Origin of the sequence: Enterococcus sp. DIV1224 (assembly GCF_050555455.1) — a bacterium.
GTDB classification, from domain to species: Bacteria; Bacillota; Bacilli; order Lactobacillales; family Enterococcaceae; genus Enterococcus_B; species Enterococcus_B lactis.
In genome coordinates, this window is sequence record NZ_CP187859.1 from 614,868 (window position 1) to 638,436 (window position 23,569).

Below are 23,569 nucleotides of genomic sequence, written 5' to 3' on the forward strand. Positions count from 1 at the left end.
GCAGTTTAGAATTTGTATCACTTCGCCGCTTTTTCAGACGGTTTGTTTATATCGAATGGCGGGAAAAAGCGGGCGATCTCTTTTACCGCAGCATCACGGGAATCAGAAGCGTGAATAATGTTTTCAGTCCCCGGCAGCGCGTAGTCTCCTCGGATCGTACCTGGAACAGCATCGGCAGCTTTTGTTGCTCCAACCATCTTACGGACGATATCGATCACTTCCTCGCCGACCAGGACAAGATAAACGACAGGACCGGAAGTCATGTAATCGATCAGTTCATCAAAAAAACTGCGCTCAGTCAAGTGCTGATAATGTTCTTTTGCTAATTCAGGAGTCATAGTTTCAAACTTCATTTCAGCAATGGCCAGTCCCTTTGCTTCAAAACGTTGGATGATGCTTCCGACTAAATGGCGTCTCACGCCGTCTGGCTTGATAATAACAAGTGTTCTTTCCATAACAGCACCTCGTCTCCTACTATATTTCTATTATAGCGGGAGGTGGAAAATGAGACAAATAAAACCGCGTGAGACAGGAATATAACGCGTGTATTTTAAAAAAAGTATGAAAAACATGGAAAATTGATTTGACATCCTCTTTTTTAGTTGTTATATTAACGAAGGAAAACCGAATAAGATTTGTTAGGTGAGGCTCCTATACAAACATAGGCTACTGCCCAAAAACGTCGAGAGACGCCAATGGGTAGAACAGGAATTGTCGAGATAAGGCTTTTCATAAGGTAGCTAAAAGCAGGTATCTGCTTTTTACGTTGTACAGTGTCAAAACTCAACGATGAGATCTGAGAAGCTTTTTTTAATATGCTTTTTCAAACCTTTCGCTGAGTATTTGGCGAGAGGTTTTTTTGTTGCCGCAAATCCCCATCGGTGAAAAATAAAAAGGAGGTGGTCTAATTGGGAAAATAACTATTCGAAAAATGATTGGAAGTCATGAATTAAAATTACTTAGTAAAGGAGATGAGAACAAATGGATGACAGTCATTCGAAAAACAAGGATCTAGAGGAAAGGCCAGGGCTATTATCTATCTGTTCTCAGCCCCTTTCAGTTTTTTCTCTATCGATCCGATGAATAGCTAAAGACCAAAAGCAGCGAGAACAGCTGTCTTTTGGACACAAAGGAGAGATTGAGATGGAAAAAAAGAAAGATACACAAAAAATCTATGCAGCTTTTTCTGGAAAAACGAAACAAGAATTATTTGAACTATTCCATGCATCAGCAAATGGATTGACAGAAGAACAAATCGAACGTTCAAGAGAAAATTACGGTGAAAATGCGATTTCATATGGCAAAAAAACACCATTCATCGTAGAAATATTGAAAGCATACATCACGCCATTTACATTAGTGTTGATCGCATTAGGAATTATTTCATTCATCACGGAATATGTATTAGCAGCTCCTGGAGATAAAGATCTTTTCGGTGTAGCCATTATCTTCACTATGGTTATCGTCAGCGGGACAATGACGTTGATTCAGTCCGTACGTTCCAATCAAGCGGCTGAAAAACTGAAATCACTTGTGAAAGTAACGGCAGCTGTAAAACGTAATGGAAAGTACACAGAGATTCCTATGGAAGAAATCGTCTGTGGAGATCTTGTTCGGCTTTCAGCAGGGGATATGATACCAGCGGATATGCGTTTATTGTCCGCAAAGGATTTATTCATTTCCCAAGCAGCATTGACAGGGGAAAGCTATCCAGTAGAAAAGCATGCGAAAGTATGTGAAGACGATCAGCAAAGCGAAACAAGTTACGAAAATCTTGTCTTTATGGGAAGTAATGTCATCAGTGGAAGTGCGGAAGGAATCATTGTTTCTGTTGGAAATGAAACACTATTTGGTCATGTAGCAGAAACGCTATCTGAAAAACCAATTCAATCAAGCTTTGAATTAGGCATCCATAAAACATCCATGCTACTAATCAAATTTATGTCATTGATGGCTCCAGCAGTTATCGTCATCAATGGGCTTACAAAAGGGGATTGGCTAGAAGCTTTTCTTTTTGGACTATCTGTAGCAGTTGGTCTAACACCTGAAATGCTTCCAATGATCGTTACGACGAATTTGGTCAAAGGAGCAAGTGTGATGGCCAAAAAAGGAACAGTGATCAAAAATTTGAATGCCATCCAAAACTTTGGTGCAATCGATGTGTTATGCACGGATAAAACGGGGACATTGACACAAGATAAAATCATTCTTGAATATCATATGGATTGTGAAGGAAATGAAGATGATCGTGTTTTGCGCCATGCGTATCTAAATAGCTACTATCAAACAGGGCTGAAAAATTTGTTAGATGTGGCTATCATTGATGAAGCAACAGAAACTTTAGATACAGATAAGATCAATTATCAAAAAGTGGATGAAATTCCTTTTGATTTTGAACGTCGTCGTATGAGTGTTGTGGTTGCTGATCCAGCTGGTAAAACACAAATGATCACAAAAGGCGCGATTGAAGAAATGCTGAACATTTCTAAATTTATTGATCTTGGCGGTACTGTCACACCATTAACAAAAGAACGAAAAGAAGCCGTACTTGCAAAAGTACAGTCACTTAATGAAGATGGCTTACGAGTGATTGGTGTCGCACAAAAGACCAATCCAAGCGTCGTTGGAGAATTTTCAGTCAAAGATGAGTCAGACATGGTTTTGATTGGTTATCTTGCTTTCCTTGATCCACCAAAAGAAACAACGAAACAAGCGTTGAAAGCTCTGAAAGAACATGGTGTAGCTGTAAAAGTTCTGACTGGGGACAACGAATTAGTTACACGTTCAGTGTGCCGTCAAGTAGGTCTAGAGATCAATGAATTGGTTACCGGTGAGAAAATCTCGGAAATGAGTGATCATGAATTAGCACAAGTAGCTGAAGACCATGAAGTATTCGTAAAATTGAATCCTCAGCAAAAAGCACGTTTGACGACAGCTTTACGTAAAAATGGTCATACTGTCGGATTTTTAGGAGATGGTATCAATGACGCTCCTGCAATGAAAGTGGCTGATATCGGTATTTCTGTAGATACAGCTGTGGATATTGCGAAAGAATCTGCAGACGTGATCCTTTTAGAAAAAGATTTGACGATTTTGGAAAGAGGCCTTCTTTCTGGACGAGAAACTTTTGGGAATATCATGAAATATATCAAGGCTACAGCAAGTTCTAATTTTGGCAATATGTTTTCCGTGCTGATTGCAAGTACGTTCCTGCCATTTTTACCAATGCTGCCTTTACAACTTTTGTTTTTGAATCTGATCTATGATGTTTCCTGCATTTCCTTGCCATGGGATCGGATGGATAAAGAATATTTGGACGAGCCAAAAAAATGGAATGCATCTAGTATTGGGAAATTCATGGTTTACTTTGGCCCAACAAGTTCGATATTTGATATTACTACTTACTTGTTGATGTATTTTGTTATTTGTCCTGCTGTAGTGGGCGGAAGTTTCCATACATTGGATAGTTCACAGCAAGTGATTTTCATCGCATTATTCCATGCAGGATGGTTTGTCGAATCACTATGGACACAAACCTTAGTGCTCCATGCACTGCGTACACCGAAAGTACCATTTATCCAAAGCAACGCAACATTTGCCATGTTTGTTATCACTACATTAGGAATTATTGTCGGTTCTGTCCTTCCTTTTACAAGTTTTGGTGCTGAATTAGGCTTGATGCCACTTCCTGGCAATTACTGGTTATGGTTATTTGCTACAGTCATCGCTTATCTGGCGCTTGTGACAGCTGTGAAGAAAATCTATATCCGTCGATTCCAAGAACTCTTATAAACGAGAAGGCTGGTTCTTTGCTTCTGTTCTTTTTGGACCAGTCGTGCTAAACTATGTGTATTGTTTTGGAAAGGATTAATGTATAGATGAAAGGTGCAATATTTGATTTAGATGGTTTGTTAGTTGACACAGAAAAAACGTATCGTGATGGCTGGCTTTGGGGATTTCAGCAATTTGATATCCATATCCCAAAAGAAATCGTTGACGCTTGGGGCGGAAAAAACTGGAAACAAAGTTTTGATATTTTAGTGAAAGCAGCAGGTAGCCCTGAAAAAGTACAGGAAGTCCGTGCGAAGCGTGAAGAATATTTTTATCAACAGCTGACAAGCGGAGCCATCCACTTAAAACCATATGCAAAAGAAATATTGGCAGACTTAAAAGAACGTCATATGAAACTAGGCATTGCTACGACCACTGTTACGAAAAGAGCAACAGATATCTTGGATCACTTTAAATTAGCTGATTACTTTGACACGTTTACATTCGGAGACGAAGTGTCGGAGAACAAGCCTTCACCGATTCCTTATCTGACAGCTTTGGAACGAACAGGATTAGAAGCTAGTTCAGCCTTTGCAGTGGAAGATTCTTTAGTAGGAGCAACAGCTGCTTCACGAGCAGGATTAGGCGTTGTTTTGATACCTGATTCCAGTTTTGTTCGAAATTATACCGTCGAAGAAAAGGAAAAATTGAAACTTCTTGCGGAAGGAAAAGATCTTCGAACTGTTATTGAAATGTTAGATAAAAAAACAGAAAAATAAATATAGAAAAAATAATTTGAATTTCGTGCTTGACTTTTTAGTTTTCCTCATGTAGATTAATCCCAACAACAAAATATCGATTTCGTTGAAAAGGAAAGTAAGTTTGGAAACTTTGCAGAGAGGCTCTGGCTGGTGAGAAGAGTCAAGTAAGAAAAGCTGAAAATGGCCTTGGAGAATAATTTGTCGATAAGTAGGCAAATTCGGAACTGTTCGACCGTTAAAACGAACGCCAATCTCTCTTTTTGAGATGTTGGGCTTGAGGGAAGGAAACTTCCGAAAAAAGGTGGTACCGCGATACGTCGTCCTTTTACTGACATAGTTTATGTTAGTAAAAGGATTTTTTTTTTGAATATTATTTGCATTGAAATGGTAAGTACGATAGAAGAACCTTTGACAGAGAGCTTCGGTAGCTGAGAAGAAGCAAGGAACGACTATTGGAAAATGGCCATCGAGCAATTCATCCCGAGCATAGATGTAAGGCGATGACGGCTGCGACCGATATCTTGCTAGAGTATGATCGTACTTGAAGAGGAGTTGTGTGTGAACACAGCTTGAACATGAGGTGGTAACACGCAAAAAAGCGTCCTCAAGAAAATGACATTTTCATTTTCTTGAGGACGCTTTTTTTAGATAAGGAGGAATTTTAATGATTGAATTGCGAGATGTTTCTGTATGTTTCAAACAAAAAGAAAAAGAGATACAGGCAGTAGATTCTGTAGATTTAACGATTGAAAAAGGCGATGTTTATGGAATCGTCGGTTACTCAGGTGCAGGGAAAAGTACGTTAGTTCGTGTGATGAATTTGCTGCAGAAACCAACAGCAGGAGAAGTCATTGTCAATCAGACGAATTTGAGTCAGCTCTCTCCCAAAGAATTGCGAAAAGAAAGAAAGGCCATCGGTATGATCTTTCAGCATTTCAATCTAATGGAAAGCCGAACTATTTTTGACAACGTTGATTTTTCTTTAAAGTATTCTGGAAAATCGAAACAGGAACGTCGTCAAAAAGTGAATGAACTACTGGAACTTGTCGGTTTGGAAGAAAAAGCATCTGCTTATCCTAAACAACTGTCGGGGGGACAAAAACAACGAGTAGCAATCGCACGAGCTTTGGCGAATGAACCTAAGGTATTATTATGTGATGAAGCAACCAGTGCACTTGATCCGAAAACGACCCTTCAGATCCTTGCATTGTTAAAAAAATTGAATCGCCAGTTAGGTTTAACAATCGTCCTGATCACTCATGAGATGCAAGTTGTCAAAGAAATCTGCAACAAGGTAGCGGTTATGGAAGATGGAAGAATCATTGAAAAAGGTAGCAGCATCCAGATCTTCAGCAATCCTGAAGAAGAATTGACCAAAGATTTTATTCGAACAGCTACTCATCTTGACCAAGCATTAGAAACGATCATTGCCCATTCTGCTTTTGCCGATCAGATCGCCAATAAATGGCTGGTGGAATTAAGTTATATTGGAAATCAGACGAACGAACCTCTAATCGCTCATCTGTACAGCAAATATCAAGTAACAGCGAATATTTTATATGGCAATGTAGAGTTATTACAAGAAACGCCGTTAGGGAGTTTGATCGTTACTTTAGCTGGAGAAACCAAACAGCGGCAAAAAGCATTGGATTATTTGATCAAATCTGGTGTAAAAATAAATATTTTACAAAAAAACGAATTAGATAGTCGTATCAAAGTGATCGAAGGAGGAAGATAAAATGACTGATTTCTTTAAAACATATTTGCCCAATGTTTATTTGATTCCGGATGAATTTGTCGAAGCGACGAAGCAAACACTATATATGTCTTTTTGGACAGCATTCATTGGCGGGATGATCGGAATCATCTTAGGTGTGACGTTAGTAGTGACACGCCCTAATGGATTACTAGCTAACCGTCTGCTATTTGAAATACTTGATAAGCTGATCAATATCATTCGTTCCATCCCTTTCATTATCTTGCTTTCTCTTTTAGCATTGACTACTCGTTTCTTAGTTGGAACGACGATTGGTGCGAAAGCAGCTTTAGTGCCATTGATTTTTGGAGTTGTTCCGTTTTTTGCTCGTCAAATCGAGAACGCACTGCTAGAAGTTGATCCTGGGGTGATCGAAGCGGCAGAAGCGATGGGAACCAGTCCAATCGGTATTATTTTACGTGTGTATTTGGTAGAAGGTTTGCCTGGTATCATTCGGGTCTCGGCGTTGACTATCATCAACGTGATCGGACTGACTACCATGGCTGGAGCAGTAGGTGCAGGCGGATTAGGGAATCTTGCTATATCGAGAGGGTATAATCGATTCCAAACAGATGTAACGATTGTGGCTACATTATTGATTCTAATCTTAGTTTTTTTAAGTCAATTTATCAGTAATCAACTGATTAAAAAAATTACACATTGAAAGTGGAGGAGAAAAAATGAAAAAAATTATTCGTTTTGTAGTCATTGCATTTGTAGCAATTATTTGGTTGGCAGGGTGTAGCCAAGGAAAAGCAGATACAACTGACAAAAAAGAAACTACCGTAAAACTAGGGATTATTGGAGAAGATACAGATGTATGGGACAACGTGAAAGACCGTTTGAAAAAGGAGAACATTAATTTGGAATACGTGAAATTTACAGATTACAATCAACCAAATGCGGCTTTAGCAGATGGATCGATTGATTTGAATTCTTTCCAACATCAATTCTTTTTAGACAATTACAATAAAGAACACGGAACTGATTTAGTATCGATCGGAAATACTGTCAATGCACCGCTGGGAATTTATTCTAACACTTTGAAGGATGTAGCTGATATCAAAGACGGAGCAAAAGTAGCAATCCCTAATGATGTTACAAATGGCGGCAGAGCTCTTCTGTTATTGCAAACTGCTGGATTGATCAAAGTGGATAAGGCAAAAGGACAAGCGCCCACTGTTTCTGATATTACCGAGAATAGAAAAAATCTAGACATTTCTGAATTAGATGCTTCCCAAACAGCACGTGCTTTGTCAGATGTAGACATTTCAGTGATCAATAGCGGTGTAGCTGTAGATGCTGGATTTAATCCTGCTTCTGATGCCATCTTCTTAGAACCAGTGGATGACCATGCACGTCCTTATGTGAATATCATCGTTGCAAGAAAAGAAGATGAAAACAATAAAACGTATCAAAAAATAGTAGACGCTTATCAAACAGAAGACACAGTCAAAGTAATCGAGAAAACATCAAAAGGATCAAGCGTGCCTGCATGGGAAACATTCGGGAGAAAATAAGAAAAATGACTAGCATAGGAGGAATTTTTTATGACAACAACAATCTCAACAAACCAATTGAAGGATCTAATCCAATATCGTTTACCAGAATATCAAGCACTTGCTCTAGATATCCACGAACATCCTGAAGTAAGTAACTATGAGTTTTATTCCTCAGCAGCGTTGATTAAACAATTAGAAAAAGAAGGGTTTTGGGTAGAAAAAGAAGTAGCTGGACACCGAACAGCCTTTGATGCACGTTATATTTCCAATAAACCCGGTCCCACAATTGCCTTTTTGGCAGAATTCGATGCTTTACCAGGTATTGGTCATGCATGCGGGCATAATTTGTTTGGTACTTACTCCGTATTAGCCGCCAGCATAGTGAAGCAATTTATTGATGAAACTGGTGGAGAAATCCGTGTATATGGCACCCCAGGGGAAGAAGGGGGCGAGAACGGATCAGCTAAAGGCAGCTTTGTTCGAGAAGGTTTTTTTGAGGATGTCGATGTAGCATTATGCGTCCATCCAGCTTTTCGTTATGGGAAAACGACAGAATCTTTAGCGAATGATCCAGTCGACATCAAATTTTACGGTGTCGCTTCCCATGCAGCAGCAGCACCTGAAAAAGGAGTAAATGCTTTGGAAGCATTGATCCAAGTGTTTAATGGAATCAACTCTCTACGCTTGCAATTGCCAAAAGATGTCAATATCCATGGGATCATTACAGACGGAGGAGTAGCTGCCAACGTCATTCCAGATTACGCTGCTGGACGTTTCTATTTACGTGCAGGAAATCGGCAAACATTAGATAAAGTATATGAAAAAGTGGAAAATATCGTACGAGGTGCTGCGATAAGTACGGGCACGACTTTTGAGTTTGGATTGTTCCAAAATGCAGTTGATGATGTCATCGTTACTCCTTCTTTTGATGACTTATTCTTCCAGCATGCAAAAGAAGCAGGTGTTCCAGATGAAGAAATAGAAACGGAACAAAGAACAAGTCTCGGTTCTTCTGATGTAGGAAATGTCAGCCAAGTCATACCAACAATCCAGCCTACGGTAGCAATCTCTGAGACATATATTGCCGGACACACAGAAGAATTCAAAGCTGCTGCTAAAAGTGACAAAGGCCTTGCTTCTATTGCGATTGCAGCAGAACTACTCGCCAATACAACTCTTGATCTGTTGAAAGAGCCAAAGCTATTAGAAAGAATCAAGCAAGAACATCAAGAAATAGTAGCAAGAAAAAAACAAGAGGGTGCTACTTTCTAGTAAAAAATAAACTTGTGTGTGAAAGTTATAAAAATAATTTTCAGAAAAATGAAAAAATATTTTCTTTTTCATTGACAAATGATCTTATGGAAGGTAAACTTCATACAAGTCAACTTTTCACGCAGTAGCGGTTAGGTGTTTTGTTCAGAAAGTCGGTGGTCGCTGTGAACCGATCAAGCCTAATTGACGAATTACATGGAAAGTCCATACATTTGAATAAAAGTTTGAAAGTGAAAAACAGATCTGTTTTTAATTAAGGTGGTACCGCGGAGTCATTCGTCCTTAGTTTAAAACAGGTCTTTTTATTTTTATAAAGGAGGAATCGCGGATGAATTGCGGCGGAGTAATCCGATATCTTAACTTTTTTAGAACATAAGAACAACTAAAAAAGGAGAGATTATCATGGGAAAAAAAGGAACACCAAGTTTTTTAGAAGCAACACTTGTATTAATGGTTATTGTTTTAGGCATTGCGATTGGCGTTGTCGGATTAAAGGTCTCACCTAATATCACTATCTTAGCAGCGATCGGAATGGTCATGTTGTATGCAGTGATAAAAAGATACCCGACAGATTGGCTGCACGAAGGAATCATCAATGGCATCAAACCAGGAATCATCCCAATCTTTATTTTTATTTTAGTCGGTTCATTGATTGCTGTATGGATACAAGCAGGGATCATTCCAACTCTAATGGTCATTGGGTTCAAATTGATCAGTGTCCAGTGGTTTGTCCCTTCTGTATTTGTTGTGTGTGCAATCGTAGGTAGCGCTGTAGGGAGTGCCTTTACTGTTATGTCAACGATTGGGATTGCATTTTTCGGTATTGGGACAACACTAGGCCTAAATCCAGCGCTGGTTGTTGGAGCTATTGTTTCAGGTGCCGTTTTTGGAGATAAGATGTCTCCATTATCCGAATCAACAAATCTAGCAGCAGCTATTGTTGATGCCGATTTGTTCAAACACATCAAGCATATGATGTGGTCAACTGTTCCGGCATTTGTTGTTTCTTTCTTTTTATTCATGATTTTAGGACACACAAGTAAAGCCGCAAGTCTTTCATCTATTCGTGAAGTGACTGATGTTCTAGAAGCAAACTTTACTATTTCAATCTGGTCACTGATTCCTTTATTTTTAATGTTACTGTGTGCATGGAAAAAGGTGCCGGCAATTTTGACGATTTTGTTGAATATCGCTGTAGCAGTAGGAATGATTTTTATTCAAAACCCACAAACTTCCTTAACGAAGTTGGCTGGGGTCATCGAATCAGGGTTTGTTTCAAATACTGGAAACCAACAAATCGATTCACTGCTTAGCCGCGGAGGAATCGAAAGTATGATGCCTACTGTGTCATTGATTATTCTAACTTTGTCATTAGGTGGATTGTTGATCGAATTTGGCTTGATCTCAACCGTGATGGAACGAGTATCAAGAAAGATGACGAACACACCAAAATTGATTTTTACAACATTGATGACAAGTATCGGAGTAAATATTTTTATTGGTGAACAATTCCTATCTGTTATTCTGCCTGGTAATGCATTTAAAGAAACTTATGAAAAAGCAGGATTTGATCCAACTGTATTAGGTAGAACGCTAGAAGATGGTGGAACAGTAATCAACTACTTAGTGCCTTGGGGAATTGCCGGAAGTTTCGTAGCAAGTACATTTGGTATTCCTACACTCACTTACTTGCCATTCGTATTTTTCAGTTTGCTTTCTCCTGTGTTTTCGATGGTCAGTGCCTTCACAGGTTGGGGAATCTCAAAAAAATTTGTGAAACCGCAAGAAGCAGTAAGCAAGACAGCGCAATTAGAACAATAAAAACATAAAAAGGGATTGTGAAAAGACTTTTGTCACAATCCCTTTTTACGAATAAACGGTATTCAAAAGCCAGTTTCTCGGTATTAAGCCAAATTTATGCAAAAATGTGGAAAGTCATTTTCACAAAATTTTTCTTAATACGCGAAACTAAGCGACTTTTTCACAACCTCTCGATAAACGGTGTTCAAAAGCTTGCATCTGCGGTAATAAGCCTAACCAAACGAAAAATAGGAGAAGCTATTTTTCGTTTGGCTGTTCTTATTACTTGATGCAGGGCAGCTTTTTCACAACCCCTTATTCACGGTGTTCCAGAAGTAGCTTCTTCTTATTTCTTGAAGCTGATCACTTCTGGAACATCCTCTTTTTTTATTTGGACGGATAATGGTCATTCCATTTCTTTGATCATTTTTTTCATTTTGTCGATCTCTTCTTCTTGTGCCTGAATGATTTCTTCCGCTAATTTTTTTACTTCAGGATCTTTTAAATCAGCTCGTTTACTTGTCAGGATAGCGATAGAATGATGAGGAATCATGGCCTTCATCCAAGCTGTGTCGTTGACAGTAGTTTGGCTTCGTACCATAAACAAGGAACCGGCAAAAACAAGAAGACTAGCGGCTAAGATCATAACATTTATCTTTTTGTTTTCATACATTTTCCACATGAACAACAGCATGATGACTGCCATGACTGCACCCATCATCAACGCCATGAATACTCGTGTACGACTGAAGAAGATATGATCGAGCGCATAGACATTCAAGTACATCATACCAAACATAACTACCGTTGAAACACCGATCATCAACAAAAACTTCCAATACTTTTTCATTTAAAACAAACTCCTTTTTTTCATTCCTTTCTTCTATCATGTCATGAGCGTGGAGAACAATCAATTAATCTGCACAGATGGTTTTTGAACACCGTTTATCAAGAGGTCGTGAGCCTGCCGTTTAACGCTGAGTCACAAGGAACAATTTCAAAAAACAGCTTCTCATGTTTGTTGAATATTGTGACTTGTGACCGAGGAGTTGGCAGGAGAACACCGTTTAGTGGAGAGGTTGTGAAAAAGCTGTTCTGCATCAAGTAATAAGAACAGCCAAGTAAAAACAGCTTCTTATGTTTTTAACTTGGCTGGACTTATTACCGCAGATGTAAGTTTTTGAACACCGTTTATTTGGAAAAAGGAACTGCAACAATTTTTGTCGCAGCTCCTTTTTTTCAATAGCTCCAGCTATTCAATATAAATAAAATAAAATTTTCTATCGATTTCATTCATTCGTCAATACGAACACATCATTCTTTTTTTGATAACTGAAATAAATGAACAGGTAAAGCAGGCCAGTCAATACAGTTACCCCAATGGAGTTCGTGAACAGGATACCAAGGAAAATCAATCCTAAGACAGCTAATGCAAAAAAGCTGATTCCTTTATCCCATAATGTTCCTTTTCTTAGTGCCAGTACAAAGGATGCCGCGCTGATAATGATCCAGATCAATAATACTGTATACGAAAGGGAACCTGCCAGATAGCCAAATAATTTGTCACCGACAAAATAAGAAAGAGCTACGCCAAGATAAAGAACACTGGTACAAAATAAAACAGCACGTTGCGGTACTTGATGCTTGTTTAAAACAGCTAGTTTTCTAGAAGAACCTTTTCGATCCTTCAAACGAAAGAACAAAATTCTCGAAGATGCATACACACCCGAATTGATAGATGAGAACAAAGCAAGGACAATCACAAAATTGACGATATCCGCTGCAAATGGGATATTCATTTTTTCAAATACCATCACAAAAGGACTGACATTCGTACCTGCTAAAGTATTCCAAGGAAAAAGAATCAAAAGCAAAAACAAAGGAATGATGTAAAAGGAAATGATTCTTCCCATGACACCTTTGATGGCTTTAGGAATCGCACGTTTAGGATCATCTGCTTCGCTTACCGTGATAGCAATCAGTTCAGAACCGCCGTAAGAATAGATAACTACAAGCAAAGAACTGATGATTCCCTTCATACCATGAGGAGTAAACCCACCATGGTCAGTCAATTGCTGAAGGGTAGGGAAAACGCCTGTGCCCAACATTTGCTGACCGACAAGATAAGTAGCAAAAATGATCAGTAAGATAATGACACTGATTTTAGCAAAAGCCAGCCAATATTCTGTTTCTGCGAATAACCGTACCGAATAAAGATTGATGATCGTAGTCAAAACAGCCAACATAAAAACAAATACCCAGGCTGGAATGTGCGGGAACCACAACTGCAAAAAGGAAGCAGCTGCAACAGCTTCAGCGATGATATTGATAATCCACATAGACCAGTAGACCCAATCAGTAAAATCAGCAGAATGAGCACCTAGATAAGGGCGTATCAAACCAGATAATCCGTGATGCGTGTCGCCACCGCTTAAAACGATTTTTCCCAGACCTTTCATCACGATATATAAAATCAGTCCACCAATCAAAAAAGCAATCAATACAGAAGGGCCGGCGATCCCAATCGCTTCGCCACTTCCTTTAAATAGACCTGCACCGATTGCTCCACCTAAAGCTAACATGGTGATATGTCTGGAGCTAAGTTGTTTTTTCAATTTTTTATCTTCCATAAATGACCTCTTTCTTTTAAATTCACAATCAAAATTTATATTAAGAATAAATAGCAATATTTAACAATGACTAATGATAACAAATTTTCAGACAATTACAACTATTCAGAAAACTTTTAGGCGAATTTTAATAGAAGAATGATTTATTTCATCATATTTTCATACAAATGTTAAATTTTCATATAAATATAGGAAGCGTTTTACTGGCTTTTTACTATTTAAACAGGCTATCATAGGAAAAAGTGACAGAGAAAGTGAGGCGGAAAAGATGAACAAAAATGACGTACTGCTAGTTGCAAAAAATAAATCACTTTATTTTTTGCCTTCCATCCGCTCTTTAGATGTTTGGTCCGGAAAAGATTTACTACAGTCGGAATTCATTAAATCAGCTAGACAACAGTTGGCAAATTATCAGCTGATCGTTTTTTTAGATTATGGATTTGATATGGAGATGGCTCGACGCGTGCGCCCATTTACCAATGCAAAAATTGTGTTATTTTTTTGGAATCACTTCAAAGCAGAACACGAAGCGATGCTGAAGCAGGCACAAGATGAACCGGCAATCGATGAGATTTATCATTTTGATTTTTTGGAAGCAAAAGAACTTGGGCTGAAACATAATAGTTCATTTTATTCGAAACATATGAATTTTTCTTCTAGCGAACCAAAGACGGATCTATTTTTTGGTGCAACGAATAATGGGAGAAAAGAACGAGCAGAAAGCTATAAGCAGGAATTTATAAAAAGAGATGTTACGACCAACTATTTCATTCTTCCACATCGAGGGAATGAACAACCTGGATATCTTACTTATGAAGAGTACCTGAAAAAAACAGGGGAATCGCGCGGGATTCTGGAACTGTTGCGGGAGGGTCAGCAAGGAGTGACTTTGCGGACATTTGAATCTATGTATTTTCAAAAGAAACTAGTGACGGATAATCAAGCGATTGCTCATTATCATTTTTATCGTCCTGAAAATATTTTTTTGCTTCGAGAACGTGATTTAGATGAATTACCGGAATTTCTGCATACACCTTTTAAGCCAATCCCATCAGAGCTATTGGAATTTTATGATGCAGAAAATTGGGCAAAACGATTTATCACTAACGATTCCACTATTTATGAGCAATACGAATATGACCTCTCCTCTGTTGAAAATAAATAAAAAACCTACATTTTGAAGAGATTATGTACCGAAACAAACAAGCACAATTCTTATGGCATCATGAGAGTTGTGTTTTCTTTTTGATCTTTCATTGGGCTTAAAAAAAGAGAACCAGCTGCTGATTCAGCTGATTCTCATCAGAGAGCCTTTTACTCTGCGCCAAGGATTCCTTCTTTTGCATGGACTAATTGGGTCAAAAAGGCACAATATGGTGTAGCAATATCATATTTTTGTCCTTTTCGCCAAACGGCACCATTGATGTAGTCGATTTCAGTCAAACGATGGTTTTTGATCAGGTCTTGGTACATAGATGGGTAATGCAACCCGATGTTGTCAGGATCATAAGTAGAAGCAATATGTTGGTACACTTCTTCTTGATCTAGTATGATTCCTTCTTTTGCTGCGATAGAAGCAAATTCAGATACGATTGTTCGAACCATGCTCTCTGTCGCTTTTTGCGCGCCTAGTTCAGCAATATTACAATCCAAAATCGTGCATAAACCATTCAATGTTCCATTTACACAAGCTTTTCGCCAAATGGAATAACGAACATTATGGCTATAGATCGGATTTAATTTTGCTTCTTGAAAGACTTCTACAACTTTTTTTGTAAATGCTTCGCCTTCTGGTTCCAAGTTCTCTAGTTCGATTTCTCCATCACCTAACAATGTGACTTTTCCGGGACCAGCTAGACCAGCTGTCCACATCGTGATCCCAAATATGATATTTTTCTTTGGCACATATTTTTCCAGTACATCTTCATGACCTAATCCATTTAGTAAACACAAAACATAAGTATTGTCAGTAATAATGGATTGGATCGAACGAAACATATCATCTAATTGATTCGCCTTTGTTAATGCTACGATCAAGTCCACGTGTTCGTTGCTTTCGATGATTTCTTCTGGTGAATAGATTGGCAGTTTTGCGACCACTTCTTTACCGTTAAAGTCAGCAATCAACCCATTTGTACGAATGGCTTCAATGTGAGCAGGCCAACGATCGATCAAGAGGACCTCATTTCCGCTTTGATGTAGCATCAATCCGATTCGGCTGCCCATTGCTCCGGCTCCAGCTATTGCGATTTTCATGTTTTTTCTCTCCTTTATCAATGAGTTCCCTTTTAGTATATAGAAAAATGGAAGAAAATAGCATTGTTTTGTTTGAAAAAAATGAAAAAAAGTGTCTTACTTAAGAAGAAAGTGAGGGATACAGATGGATATTTTGGCGGCAATTGATTCATTTAAAGGAAGTGCTTCTTCATTTGAACTAAATCAGGCAGTTCTAAATGGCTGGGAAGATCGTAAAGGAAGAAAAATCAATGTGCCGATTGCAGATGGCGGAGAAAATACTGCAGAAGCAATCTATTACGCGCTCGGGGGAACATGGCGTACCATTGATGGGATGGATCTCTTATTCCGTCAGCGAAAAATCAGCTATTTATTGACAACTTGGCAAGGAAAAAATACCGCAGTCATCGAATCTGCACAAGCATTGGGGTTAGATCTACTTGATAAACCAACGGATCAAACTATCCGACTTGCTTCCAGTTATGCCTTAGGAGAACTTATCAAAGATGCACTGCTTCAAGAAGTAGAACAAATTATTGTCACTTTAGGAGGAAGCGGGTGTAGCGATGGTGGTCTAGGATTACTCCAATCCTTGGGTGCTTCTTTAGAAGGGTACACAGAAGGAAATCCTTTATTATCTACTAAAAAACTTCATTTTGATCGAAGAAACGTTCTTGTTTCTAAAGTAAAATTGATTATCGCTGCAGATGTTACCAATCCATATACAGGTCAACAAGGAGCTGCTTGGCAATTTGGAAGACAAAAAGGAGGAATAGATACGACGCTAGCTTTCTTAGATAAACAAGCAGGAAAGATTGCTCAGCAAATAAAAGATTTCTGGGAGGTGGATTTAGATGATATTCCAGGAAGTGGAGCAGCAGGCGGTATTGGTGGAGCCCTTTTTTTGTTGGGAGCGAAGATGGTTTCTGGTTTCGATTTAGTCAGCCAAATCACTGGATTGGAAAAAAAGATCGAACAAGCAGATGTCATCATTACAGGAGAAGGGCGGATCGATCAGCAAACGATCCACGGAAAAGTTCCATACGGTGTAGCAGTGCTTGCAAAAAAATATCGAAAACCAATCATCGCTATTTGCGGAAGTAGAGACCAAGAGCTAGAAGGACTCTCTGATTTTCTCCCAATTGTCTTAAGTATTCATTTGGGTCCAATAGGTTTAGAAGAAGCAATGGAACACAGGCAAACATTAGAAAAAACAAAAATCTTAGGACAGACACTTAGCAGATTTTTCACCATCCTCCCGAAGTAGTTGACAAAATCATTTTCTTTATGCTATCGTAATTTCAAATATAGGACAAAGTGAGGGATCCGTGCATTGAAAAATTAAGTCGATTGATGAAAGCTGCATTCAGACTGTACCTTGTGGAGACAAGGGAGCAGTGTGCAGATTTTCGGGATTGGCTTGGTTTTTTCGATGTATGGGTCTTTTTGTGTGTACCCAACCCTTGCATCCTCTTTAGCCAGTTCTGAAAATAGGACTGGTCTTTTTTTACGAGGTGATGGAAAATGTCTAAAATCGAAATAAAAAATCTGACATTCGGCTACGACAGCCAAGGCACATTATTATTTGAACAAGCAAATCTAAATTTTGACACACAATGGAAACTAGGACTTATCGGACGAAACGGTCGAGGAAAGACAACTTTACTGAATATTCTACAAAACAAACTACCTTATCAAGGGCAAGTAATCCATCAGCAAGAATTTGTCTATTTCCCGCAACAGACAAAAGATAAAGAACGTTTAACCTATTACGTGTTAAATGATATTACGGATTTTGAGATATGGGAAATCGAAAGAGAGCTCCAATTGATACAAACAGATCCTGAAATCTTATGGAGAGAATTCAGCACACTATCGGGGGGAGAGAAGACAAAAGTCCTACTGGCACTTTTATTTGTGGATGACACTCATTTCCCGTTAATCGATGAACCAACGAATCATTTGGATATCTCTGGTAGAAAACAAGTAGCGGCTTATTTGAAAAAGAAAAAACAAGGCTTCATCGTGGTCAGCCATGACCGGGGATTTATCGATGAAGTAGTGGACCATGTTTTAGCAATCGAAAAAAGTCAACTGGAACTTTATCAAGGGAATTTCTCTATCTATGAAGAACAGAAAAAACTTCGTGATGAATTTGAAATGGCTCAAAATGAAAAATTGAAAAAAGAAGTCAGTAGGCTAAAGAAAACAGCAGCTGAAAAAGCCGAATGGTCTCGTTCCAGAGAAGGAGATAAAACAAAGAAACAAGTCGGATTCATCGATACTGAATCTAGACGAGTGAATAAAGGAGCAGTGGGTGCTGATGCTGCACGGACGATGAAACGATCCAAAGCAATCGTGAATCGGATGGAGACCCAGATCAGCGAGAAAGAAAAACTATTAAAAGATATCGAATATATCGATTCTTTGACGATGAATAGCCAAGCGTCTCACCATAAGCGACTTTTAAGCGTAGAAGATCTTCAATTAGGGTATGAAAATCTGTTATTCGAGCCAATTCATTTTACAATCGAGCCTCATCAGCGGGTGGCGATTTCAGGTCCTAACGGTGCAGGAAAGTCATCCATTATCCATTATCTTCTGGGGGCATTCAACGGCAAGGTTATAGGAGAAAAATCCCAGCCAAAACATCTGAGCATTAGTTATGTACGCCAAAATTATGAAGACAATCGAGGAACGTTGGCGGAATTTGCAGAGAAAAACCAAGTAGACTACCAAGCATTTTTGAACAACCTCCGAAAGCTTGGGATGGAAAGAGATGTTTTTCATAACAAGATTGAGCAGATGAGTATGGGCCAACGGAAAAAAGTGGAATTGGCTAAATCTTTATCACAGCCAGCTGAACTATATATATGGGATGAACCATTGAATTATTTGGATGTCTTCAATCAAGAACAATTAGAACAACTGATCTTGAACGTGAAACCTGCCATGTTACTGGTGGAACATGATCAAACCTTCCTGGATAAAGTATCTACTGAGATTATTTCTCTTGAGAAAATCTAACCCTTGTAATCTCAAGAACAACAAGGTATGGTTAAGGGGAACTTTGCCAACGAAGGAGAGAATCACATGCTTTATGTAACGAGACACGGAGAAACAACTTGGAACGCACAAGGATTAGTTTGCGGACGGGCAGATGTGCCGCTGACTGAAAAAGGACAGATGCAGGCACAGAAACTAGCAGAAAAGGTAGTAGATTTGCCTGTTCCAATCACGAAAATCATCCATTCCCCTCTTCAACGAGCAAGAGATACAGCACAAGCAGTTGCTGATCGTCTCAGCTTGCCGCTGACCGTTGATGAACGATTGGTAGAAATGGATTTTGGGGATTATGATGGACTGCCAAGCAAAGATGAGAACTTTCAAAAAGCACGTTTAGCATTCGCTGTAAGATTCCCAAATGGGGAGTCAGTCTTAGATGTGTATGCACGGATCGTTCCTTTATTGAAAGAATGCATTGAAGACGAAGAAAATGTCTATCTGTTAGTTTGCCATAATGCCTTGATAAGAGTGATCAATGCTTATTTTCATCCGATGCCTAATGAGGGGTTCTTTAGATTCATGGTAGATAATACAGAATTGGTTTCTTATGAGTAATTATGTGTTTGTGTTATTTAAATAAAATATTTCAAGGCACTGCTTTTGCTTAGCAGTGCCTTTTTTTAGGTTATGACAATTCTTTTGGTAATATAAACTCAACCTTTAGAAATGAAATTTAATTATTTTAATAAAAGTGTTGAAATTTTATTTCTTTAGATATATACTCTAGTCATAGAAATGAAGACGGATACAGAAAAAGAGGGATAATATGTTTGGCTTTTCAATATTTATGAACGATTCTTTGTCAGAAGAGAAGAAACAGTATATCCGCCAAATGGCATCCAATGGCTTTGTCGGTATTTTCACTTCCATGCATATACCAGAAGATGATGTTTCGGCATATCAAAAGCGATTGATCGAACTAGGAAGCGAAGCGAAAAAGAATAAACTAGAATTGATGGTCGATATTTCAGGAGAGGCATTGGAACGAGCTGGTTTTTCATTAGAAGATCTCACGCCTTTGAAAGCAATTGGTGTAACAGGTTTAAGAATGGATTATCATATTTCCAATCAGCAGATTGCCGACTGGTCACATCAATTGAAAATCAGTTTGAATGCTAGCACGATCACGCCTAAAGATATCGATGAATTGAAAGAAGCAGAAGCTGATTTCTCACAGATTGAAGCTTGGCATAATTATTATCCACGTCCCGAAACAGGGCTGGACAAAGAATGGTATCAGAAAAAAAATCAATGGCTCAAAATTCAAGGTCTCCTTGTCCAAGGTTTTGTACCAGGAGATACAGAGTTGAGAGGCCCACTATATCAAGGATTGCCGACTTTGGAAGAACATCGCGGGGTCCATCCTCTTGCAGGCGCTCTAGATCTATTAGCAAGTAACACGGATATTGTTTACATCGGAGATGCAGGTCTGTCAGAAAACGTTCAGGAGCAATTTGCTTCTTTCCAAAAAGAACAGACAGTCTTGCTCCATACGGAACCTGTAGATGAAGAATTTTACGAATATATATTAGGGAAGCATACGAATCGGCAAGACGATGCAAGAGATGTCATACGAAGCGCAGATGCACGTTTTCGAGAGATTCCGCCTATCCCAGCAAGAAATACAGCTACGCGTATGAAAGGGTCTATTACTTTAGATAACGAAAAGTATTTGCGCTATATGGGTGAGATCCAATTAACTAAATATGATTTGCCAGCGGATGAAAAAGTGAATGTAGTAGCCAAAGTTATCAAAGAAGAGCTACCATTGATCAACCAAATCAAAGCTGGTATGAACTATCAATTTATAAGAAAAGAAGGAAGATAAAAATGAGCAAAATCAATTTAGAGAACCTAACAACGGAACGCAGAAACCAAGAAACTTTTGGATTAGATGAGATGAGTATTTCACAAGCCGTTCAACTAATGAACAAAGAAGATCAGAAAGTGGCCGCTGCTGTTGAAAAAGAACTGACAAGTATCGAACCAGTGATTGCTAACACGATTGAATCCTTTAAAAAAGGTGGACGTCTGATTTATATGGGAGCCGGAACAAGTGGAAGACTAGGTGTGTTAGATGCTGCTGAATGCGTACCGACATTCGGTGTAGAACCGGAAATGGTCATAGGTCTAATTGCTGGTGGAGAAGAAGCAATGACTGTAGCTGTCGAAGGGGCCGAGGATTCTTATGAGCTAGGGCAAGAAGATCTAATCAAGCTGAATTTGACAAAAAATGATATAGTTATTGGTATCGCAGCTAGCGGTCGTACACCATATGTGATCGGTGGATTAGATTACGCAAAATCGATCGGTGCTGTCACAGGAACGATTTCTTGCAATAAACAAGCCGAAATCAGTAAACACGCGGATTTCCCAATCGAAGTCGATGCAGGTCCAGAATTTTTGACAGGCTCTACTCGATTGAAGTCAGGAACAGCACAAAAACTGATCTTGAATATGATTTCTACTATCAGTATGATTGGTATAGGTAAAGTATTCAATAATTTGATGGTCGATGTCAAACCAACAAATGAAAAACTAATCGAACGCTCAAAACGAATCATCATGCAAGCGACAGAAGCTGATTACGAAACAGCTGAAAAGTACTTTGAAGAAGCAGATCAAAATGTTAAGCTGGCTATCGTCATGATTTTGACAAATAGTGATAAAGAGGAAGCTCAAGCAAAATTAGCTGAAGCAAACGGATTTGTAAAAGGGACCTTATGAGGGGGAAAAGACCATGGCAAAAAACGAACTGACTTTGGAAGAACTGGCAAAACAAATTTATAAAGGGGCAGGCGGCATGGGCAATGTAGAAAGCATTGTCCACTGCATGACTCGTGTGCGTATGAAGATCATCAATGATGATCTTGTAAATGTCTCTGAATTAAAAGCGATTCCAGGAGTGCTTGGTGTAGTAGAAGATGAACAGCTTCAAGTCATCATCGGACCTGGGAAAGTGAACAAAGTAGCACAGCAAATGGTTGATTTGGCAGGCGTGAAATTAGGAGAAAAACTTCCTTCTGTAAGTGCAGCTACAGCAAATTCATCAGCATCTGGAAAAGACCGTGTAAACGAACGGGCACAAGAAATGAAAACGGCACAAAAATCGAAACAAAAACCATCTAAAATCAAATCGGTATTAAAAGACATTTCTAATATCTTTGTGCCAATGATTCCTGCATTTGTCGGTACTGGGATCGTGGCAGGGATTGCCGCAGTTTTAGCAAACTTAGTCACAGCCGGAACACTTGATGCAGCAACATGGCAACAATATATCGATGTGATGAACATCTTGAAAAACGGGATGTTTAGCTACCTAGTTATCTATACAGGTATCAATGCTGCACAAGTTTTTGGTGCAACACCAACTCTTGGTGGAGTTATCGGGGCCGTTGTGATGCTGACAGGGATGAATCCGGAAGCACCACTGAAAAACTTATTTACTGGTGAAGCTCTTGCAGCTGGACAAGGTGGGATCTTAGGTGTCATCTTCGCTGTTTGGCTATTGTCAATCGTTGAGAAAAAACTGCATAAAGTAGTACCTGATGCGGTAGATATCATCGTTACACCAACTCTTTCATTGATTGCCATCGGTCTGATTGAAATTTTCTTCATCATGCCTTTAGCAGGTTTCATTTCTGATGGCATGGTCGGTGGGATCAACTGGGTACTTGGCGTTGGTGGAGCATTTGCCGGCTTCGTTCTAGGCACATTATTCTTGCCGATGGTTATGTTCGGACTGCATCAAATTTTGACTCCAATCCATGTGCAAATGATTGATGAAACTGGTCGTACGCTATTGCTTCCAATTCTTGCGATGGCTGGTGCAGGACAAGTGGGTGCAGCATTGGCATTATGGATTCGCTGCAAAAAAGATAAAGAATTAACAGAAATGATCAAAGGAGCTTTACCAGTCGGGATCCTAGGAATCGGCGAACCATTGATTTACGGAGTAACATTACCTCTAGGACGCCCATTTATTACTGCTTGTATCGGTGGAGGTATCGGCGGGGCAGTGATCGGAATGATCGGAAATGTCGGGGCTATCGCTATTGGACCTTCAGGAGCCGCTTTGATCCCATTGATCTCTGACGGTAAATGGTTAGGCTACATCCTTGGATTATTGGCAGCTTATGCTGGTGGCTTCGTTGCTACATTCTTCTTCGGTATTCCTAAAGACCGTTTAGAAAAAGAAGAATTAGCGACTGAAACAGCCACAGTAAATGAAGTGCCTGAAAAAGCAGTACCTCAAACTTCAGCTGAAAGTGTGACTATCCTCTCATCAGTTGCTGACGGAACAGTTGTTTCTTTAGATAAAGCAAGTGATCCAGTTTTTGCACAAAAGATGATGGGTGAAGGCTACTTTGTAGAACCAGAAAACGGACATATCTATTCTCCAGTTACTGGGGTAGTCAGTTCTGTCTTCCCAACGAAACACGCTATTGGGATCACAACGCCAAATGGTTTAGAAATCTTGCTTCATATGGGAATCAACACAGTTGACTTAGGCGGTACGCCATTTGATGTGAAAGTAACAGAAGGGCAGCAAGTGACACCTGATACGCTTGTAGCAGAAGCTGACTTAGAAGCGATCAAAGCAGCAGGCAAAGAAACATCCATGATCGTCTTGGTAACCAATATGGATCGTGTAAAAAACTTTGTCTTGGAAAAAACAGGTAAAGCAAAAGCAAAAGCACATGTGATGGATGTCAAAGCTTAATATGATAGAAACAATAGAAACGAAAGAAGAAGCTGAAATCTATTTTTCAGCTT

18 protein-coding genes, 1 riboswitch and 2 other annotated features are annotated in these 23,569 nt (G+C 39.1%); of the genes, 14 read left to right on the forward strand and 4 right to left on the reverse strand.

Translation table 11 applies throughout. The features are described 5' to 3' along the window. Positions 1 to 17 precede the first annotated feature (17 nt). Positions 18 to 455, reverse strand: a complete 438-nt coding sequence (ndk, locus tag IGK53_RS02845; protein WP_002293327.1) for a nucleoside-diphosphate kinase — start codon at positions 453 to 455, stop codon at positions 18 to 20. A gap of 172 nt (positions 456 to 627) precedes the next feature. Beyond that, positions 628 to 802: riboswitch (M-box (ykoK) riboswitch) on the forward strand. A 341-nt stretch (positions 803 to 1,143) separates the two neighbouring features. On the opposite strand from ndk, the gene mgtA reads away from it, so the two are divergent. From mgtA to nhaC, 7 genes are all read left to right on the forward strand, one after another. Beyond that, positions 1,144 to 3,792 carry a magnesium-translocating P-type ATPase gene (mgtA, locus tag IGK53_RS02850; RefSeq protein WP_430604971.1) on the forward strand — a complete coding sequence of 883 codons (2,649 nt, stop codon included), beginning with the start codon at positions 1,144 to 1,146 and terminating at the stop codon, positions 3,790 to 3,792. Positions 3,793 to 3,878: 86 nt separating this feature from the next. Further along, complete coding sequence (locus tag IGK53_RS02855; RefSeq protein WP_002321117.1) at positions 3,879 to 4,550, forward strand: HAD family hydrolase; 672 nt, start codon at positions 3,879 to 3,881, stop codon at positions 4,548 to 4,550. 76 nt (positions 4,551 to 4,626) lie between these two features. Next, positions 4,627 to 4,860 (forward strand) — a binding site (T-box leader). A gap of 42 nt (positions 4,861 to 4,902) precedes the next feature. Continuing rightward, positions 4,903 to 5,141, forward strand: a binding site (T-box leader). 55 nt (positions 5,142 to 5,196) lie between these two features. Beyond that, positions 5,197 to 6,270, forward strand: coding sequence for a methionine ABC transporter ATP-binding protein (locus IGK53_RS02860; RefSeq protein ID WP_002293318.1), 1,074 nt, complete (start codon positions 5,197 to 5,199; stop codon positions 6,268 to 6,270). 1 nt (position 6,271) lies between these two features. Further along, positions 6,272 to 6,952, forward strand: a complete 681-nt coding sequence (locus tag IGK53_RS02865; RefSeq protein ID WP_002329527.1) for a methionine ABC transporter permease — start codon at positions 6,272 to 6,274, stop codon at positions 6,950 to 6,952. A gap of 16 nt (positions 6,953 to 6,968) precedes the next feature. Beyond that, positions 6,969 to 7,808 (forward strand): MetQ/NlpA family ABC transporter substrate-binding protein, encoded by an 840-nt coding sequence (locus IGK53_RS02870; RefSeq protein ID WP_002293314.1) that lies wholly within the window; start codon positions 6,969 to 6,971, stop codon positions 7,806 to 7,808. A 30-nt stretch (positions 7,809 to 7,838) separates the two neighbouring features. Continuing rightward, positions 7,839 to 9,062: a M20 family metallopeptidase gene (locus IGK53_RS02875; RefSeq protein WP_002329526.1), complete on the forward strand. Its 1,224-nt coding sequence runs from the start codon at positions 7,839 to 7,841 to the stop codon at positions 9,060 to 9,062. A 402-nt stretch (positions 9,063 to 9,464) separates the two neighbouring features. Next, the gene (nhaC, locus tag IGK53_RS02880; protein WP_002293307.1) at positions 9,465 to 10,883 is read left to right on the forward strand and encodes a Na+/H+ antiporter NhaC; all 1,419 of its coding nucleotides are present in this window, start codon (positions 9,465 to 9,467) and stop codon (positions 10,881 to 10,883) included. A gap of 385 nt (positions 10,884 to 11,268) precedes the next feature. On the opposite strand, the gene IGK53_RS02885 is transcribed toward nhaC, so the two are convergent. Continuing rightward, positions 11,269 to 11,712 (reverse strand): DUF305 domain-containing protein, encoded by a 444-nt coding sequence (locus IGK53_RS02885; protein WP_002299975.1) that lies wholly within the window; start codon positions 11,710 to 11,712, stop codon positions 11,269 to 11,271. 439 nt (positions 11,713 to 12,151) lie between these two features. Further along, the gene (locus IGK53_RS02890) at positions 12,152 to 13,492 is read right to left on the reverse strand and encodes an amino acid permease (protein WP_002329525.1); all 1,341 of its coding nucleotides are present in this window, start codon (positions 13,490 to 13,492) and stop codon (positions 12,152 to 12,154) included. A 268-nt stretch (positions 13,493 to 13,760) separates the two neighbouring features. Between IGK53_RS02890 and IGK53_RS02895 the strand changes: the two genes are divergently transcribed. After that, positions 13,761 to 14,657, forward strand: coding sequence for a hypothetical protein (locus IGK53_RS02895; RefSeq protein WP_002329524.1), 897 nt, complete (start codon positions 13,761 to 13,763; stop codon positions 14,655 to 14,657). Between the two features lie 149 nt (positions 14,658 to 14,806). Here IGK53_RS02895 and IGK53_RS02900 read toward each other — a convergent pair whose 3' ends face one another. Continuing rightward, a complete protein-coding gene (locus tag IGK53_RS02900) occupies positions 14,807 to 15,748 on the reverse strand; it encodes a 2-dehydropantoate 2-reductase (RefSeq protein ID WP_002329523.1) in 942 nt (313 codons plus the stop codon). Positions 15,749 to 15,872: 124 nt separating this feature from the next. Here IGK53_RS02900 and IGK53_RS02905 point away from each other — a divergent pair, with 124 nt between their 5' ends. From IGK53_RS02905 to IGK53_RS02930, 6 genes are all read left to right on the forward strand, one after another. Then, complete coding sequence (locus IGK53_RS02905; protein ID WP_002291594.1) at positions 15,873 to 16,994, forward strand: glycerate kinase family protein; 1,122 nt, start codon at positions 15,873 to 15,875, stop codon at positions 16,992 to 16,994. Between the two features lie 257 nt (positions 16,995 to 17,251). Continuing rightward, positions 17,252 to 18,754: an ABC-F type ribosomal protection-like protein Eat(A) gene (gene eat(A) / locus IGK53_RS02910; RefSeq protein ID WP_002329522.1), complete on the forward strand. Its 1,503-nt coding sequence runs from the start codon at positions 17,252 to 17,254 to the stop codon at positions 18,752 to 18,754. A gap of 66 nt (positions 18,755 to 18,820) precedes the next feature. Continuing rightward, positions 18,821 to 19,348 carry a histidine phosphatase family protein gene (locus IGK53_RS02915; protein WP_002291591.1) on the forward strand — a complete coding sequence of 176 codons (528 nt, stop codon included), beginning with the start codon at positions 18,821 to 18,823 and terminating at the stop codon, positions 19,346 to 19,348. 211 nt (positions 19,349 to 19,559) lie between these two features. Continuing rightward, a complete protein-coding gene (locus IGK53_RS02920; RefSeq protein WP_002291589.1) occupies positions 19,560 to 20,621 on the forward strand; it encodes a DUF871 domain-containing protein in 1,062 nt (353 codons plus the stop codon). 2 nt (positions 20,622 to 20,623) lie between these two features. After that, complete coding sequence (gene murQ, locus IGK53_RS02925; protein WP_002287094.1) at positions 20,624 to 21,520, forward strand: N-acetylmuramic acid 6-phosphate etherase; 897 nt, start codon at positions 20,624 to 20,626, stop codon at positions 21,518 to 21,520. 13 nt (positions 21,521 to 21,533) lie between these two features. Then, the gene (locus IGK53_RS02930) at positions 21,534 to 23,516 is read left to right on the forward strand and encodes a glucose PTS transporter subunit IIA (RefSeq protein WP_002329521.1); all 1,983 of its coding nucleotides are present in this window, start codon (positions 21,534 to 21,536) and stop codon (positions 23,514 to 23,516) included. Positions 23,517 to 23,569: the final 53 nt, after the last annotated feature.

Coding starts and splice junctions, on each gene's coding strand:
- murQ (WP_002287094.1), top strand. CDS start 20,624: ATGAGCAAAATCAATTTAGAGAACCTAACAACGGAACGCAGAAACCAA.
- IGK53_RS02870 (WP_002293314.1), top strand. CDS start 6,969: ATGAAAAAAATTATTCGTTTTGTAGTCATTGCATTTGTAGCAATTATT.
- IGK53_RS02920 (WP_002291589.1), top strand. CDS start 19,560: ATGTTTGGCTTTTCAATATTTATGAACGATTCTTTGTCAGAAGAGAAG.
- IGK53_RS02915 (WP_002291591.1), top strand. CDS start 18,821: ATGCTTTATGTAACGAGACACGGAGAAACAACTTGGAACGCACAAGGA.
- IGK53_RS02855 (WP_002321117.1), top strand. CDS start 3,879: ATGAAAGGTGCAATATTTGATTTAGATGGTTTGTTAGTTGACACAGAA.
- mgtA (WP_430604971.1), top strand. CDS start 1,144: ATGGAAAAAAAGAAAGATACACAAAAAATCTATGCAGCTTTTTCTGGA.
- IGK53_RS02885 (WP_002299975.1), bottom strand. CDS start 11,712: ATGAAAAAGTATTGGAAGTTTTTGTTGATGATCGGTGTTTCAACGGTA.
- IGK53_RS02900 (WP_002329523.1), bottom strand. CDS start 15,748: ATGAAAATCGCAATAGCTGGAGCCGGAGCAATGGGCAGCCGAATCGGA.
- IGK53_RS02865 (WP_002329527.1), top strand. CDS start 6,272: ATGACTGATTTCTTTAAAACATATTTGCCCAATGTTTATTTGATTCCG.
- IGK53_RS02930 (WP_002329521.1), top strand. CDS start 21,534: ATGGCAAAAAACGAACTGACTTTGGAAGAACTGGCAAAACAAATTTAT.
- IGK53_RS02890 (WP_002329525.1), bottom strand. CDS start 13,492: ATGGAAGATAAAAAATTGAAAAAACAACTTAGCTCCAGACATATCACC.
- IGK53_RS02860 (WP_002293318.1), top strand. CDS start 5,197: ATGATTGAATTGCGAGATGTTTCTGTATGTTTCAAACAAAAAGAAAAA.
- IGK53_RS02875 (WP_002329526.1), top strand. CDS start 7,839: ATGACAACAACAATCTCAACAAACCAATTGAAGGATCTAATCCAATAT.
- IGK53_RS02905 (WP_002291594.1), top strand. CDS start 15,873: ATGGATATTTTGGCGGCAATTGATTCATTTAAAGGAAGTGCTTCTTCA.
- nhaC (WP_002293307.1), top strand. CDS start 9,465: ATGGGAAAAAAAGGAACACCAAGTTTTTTAGAAGCAACACTTGTATTA.
- ndk (WP_002293327.1), bottom strand. CDS start 455: ATGGAAAGAACACTTGTTATTATCAAGCCAGACGGCGTGAGACGCCAT.
- IGK53_RS02895 (WP_002329524.1), top strand. CDS start 13,761: ATGAACAAAAATGACGTACTGCTAGTTGCAAAAAATAAATCACTTTAT.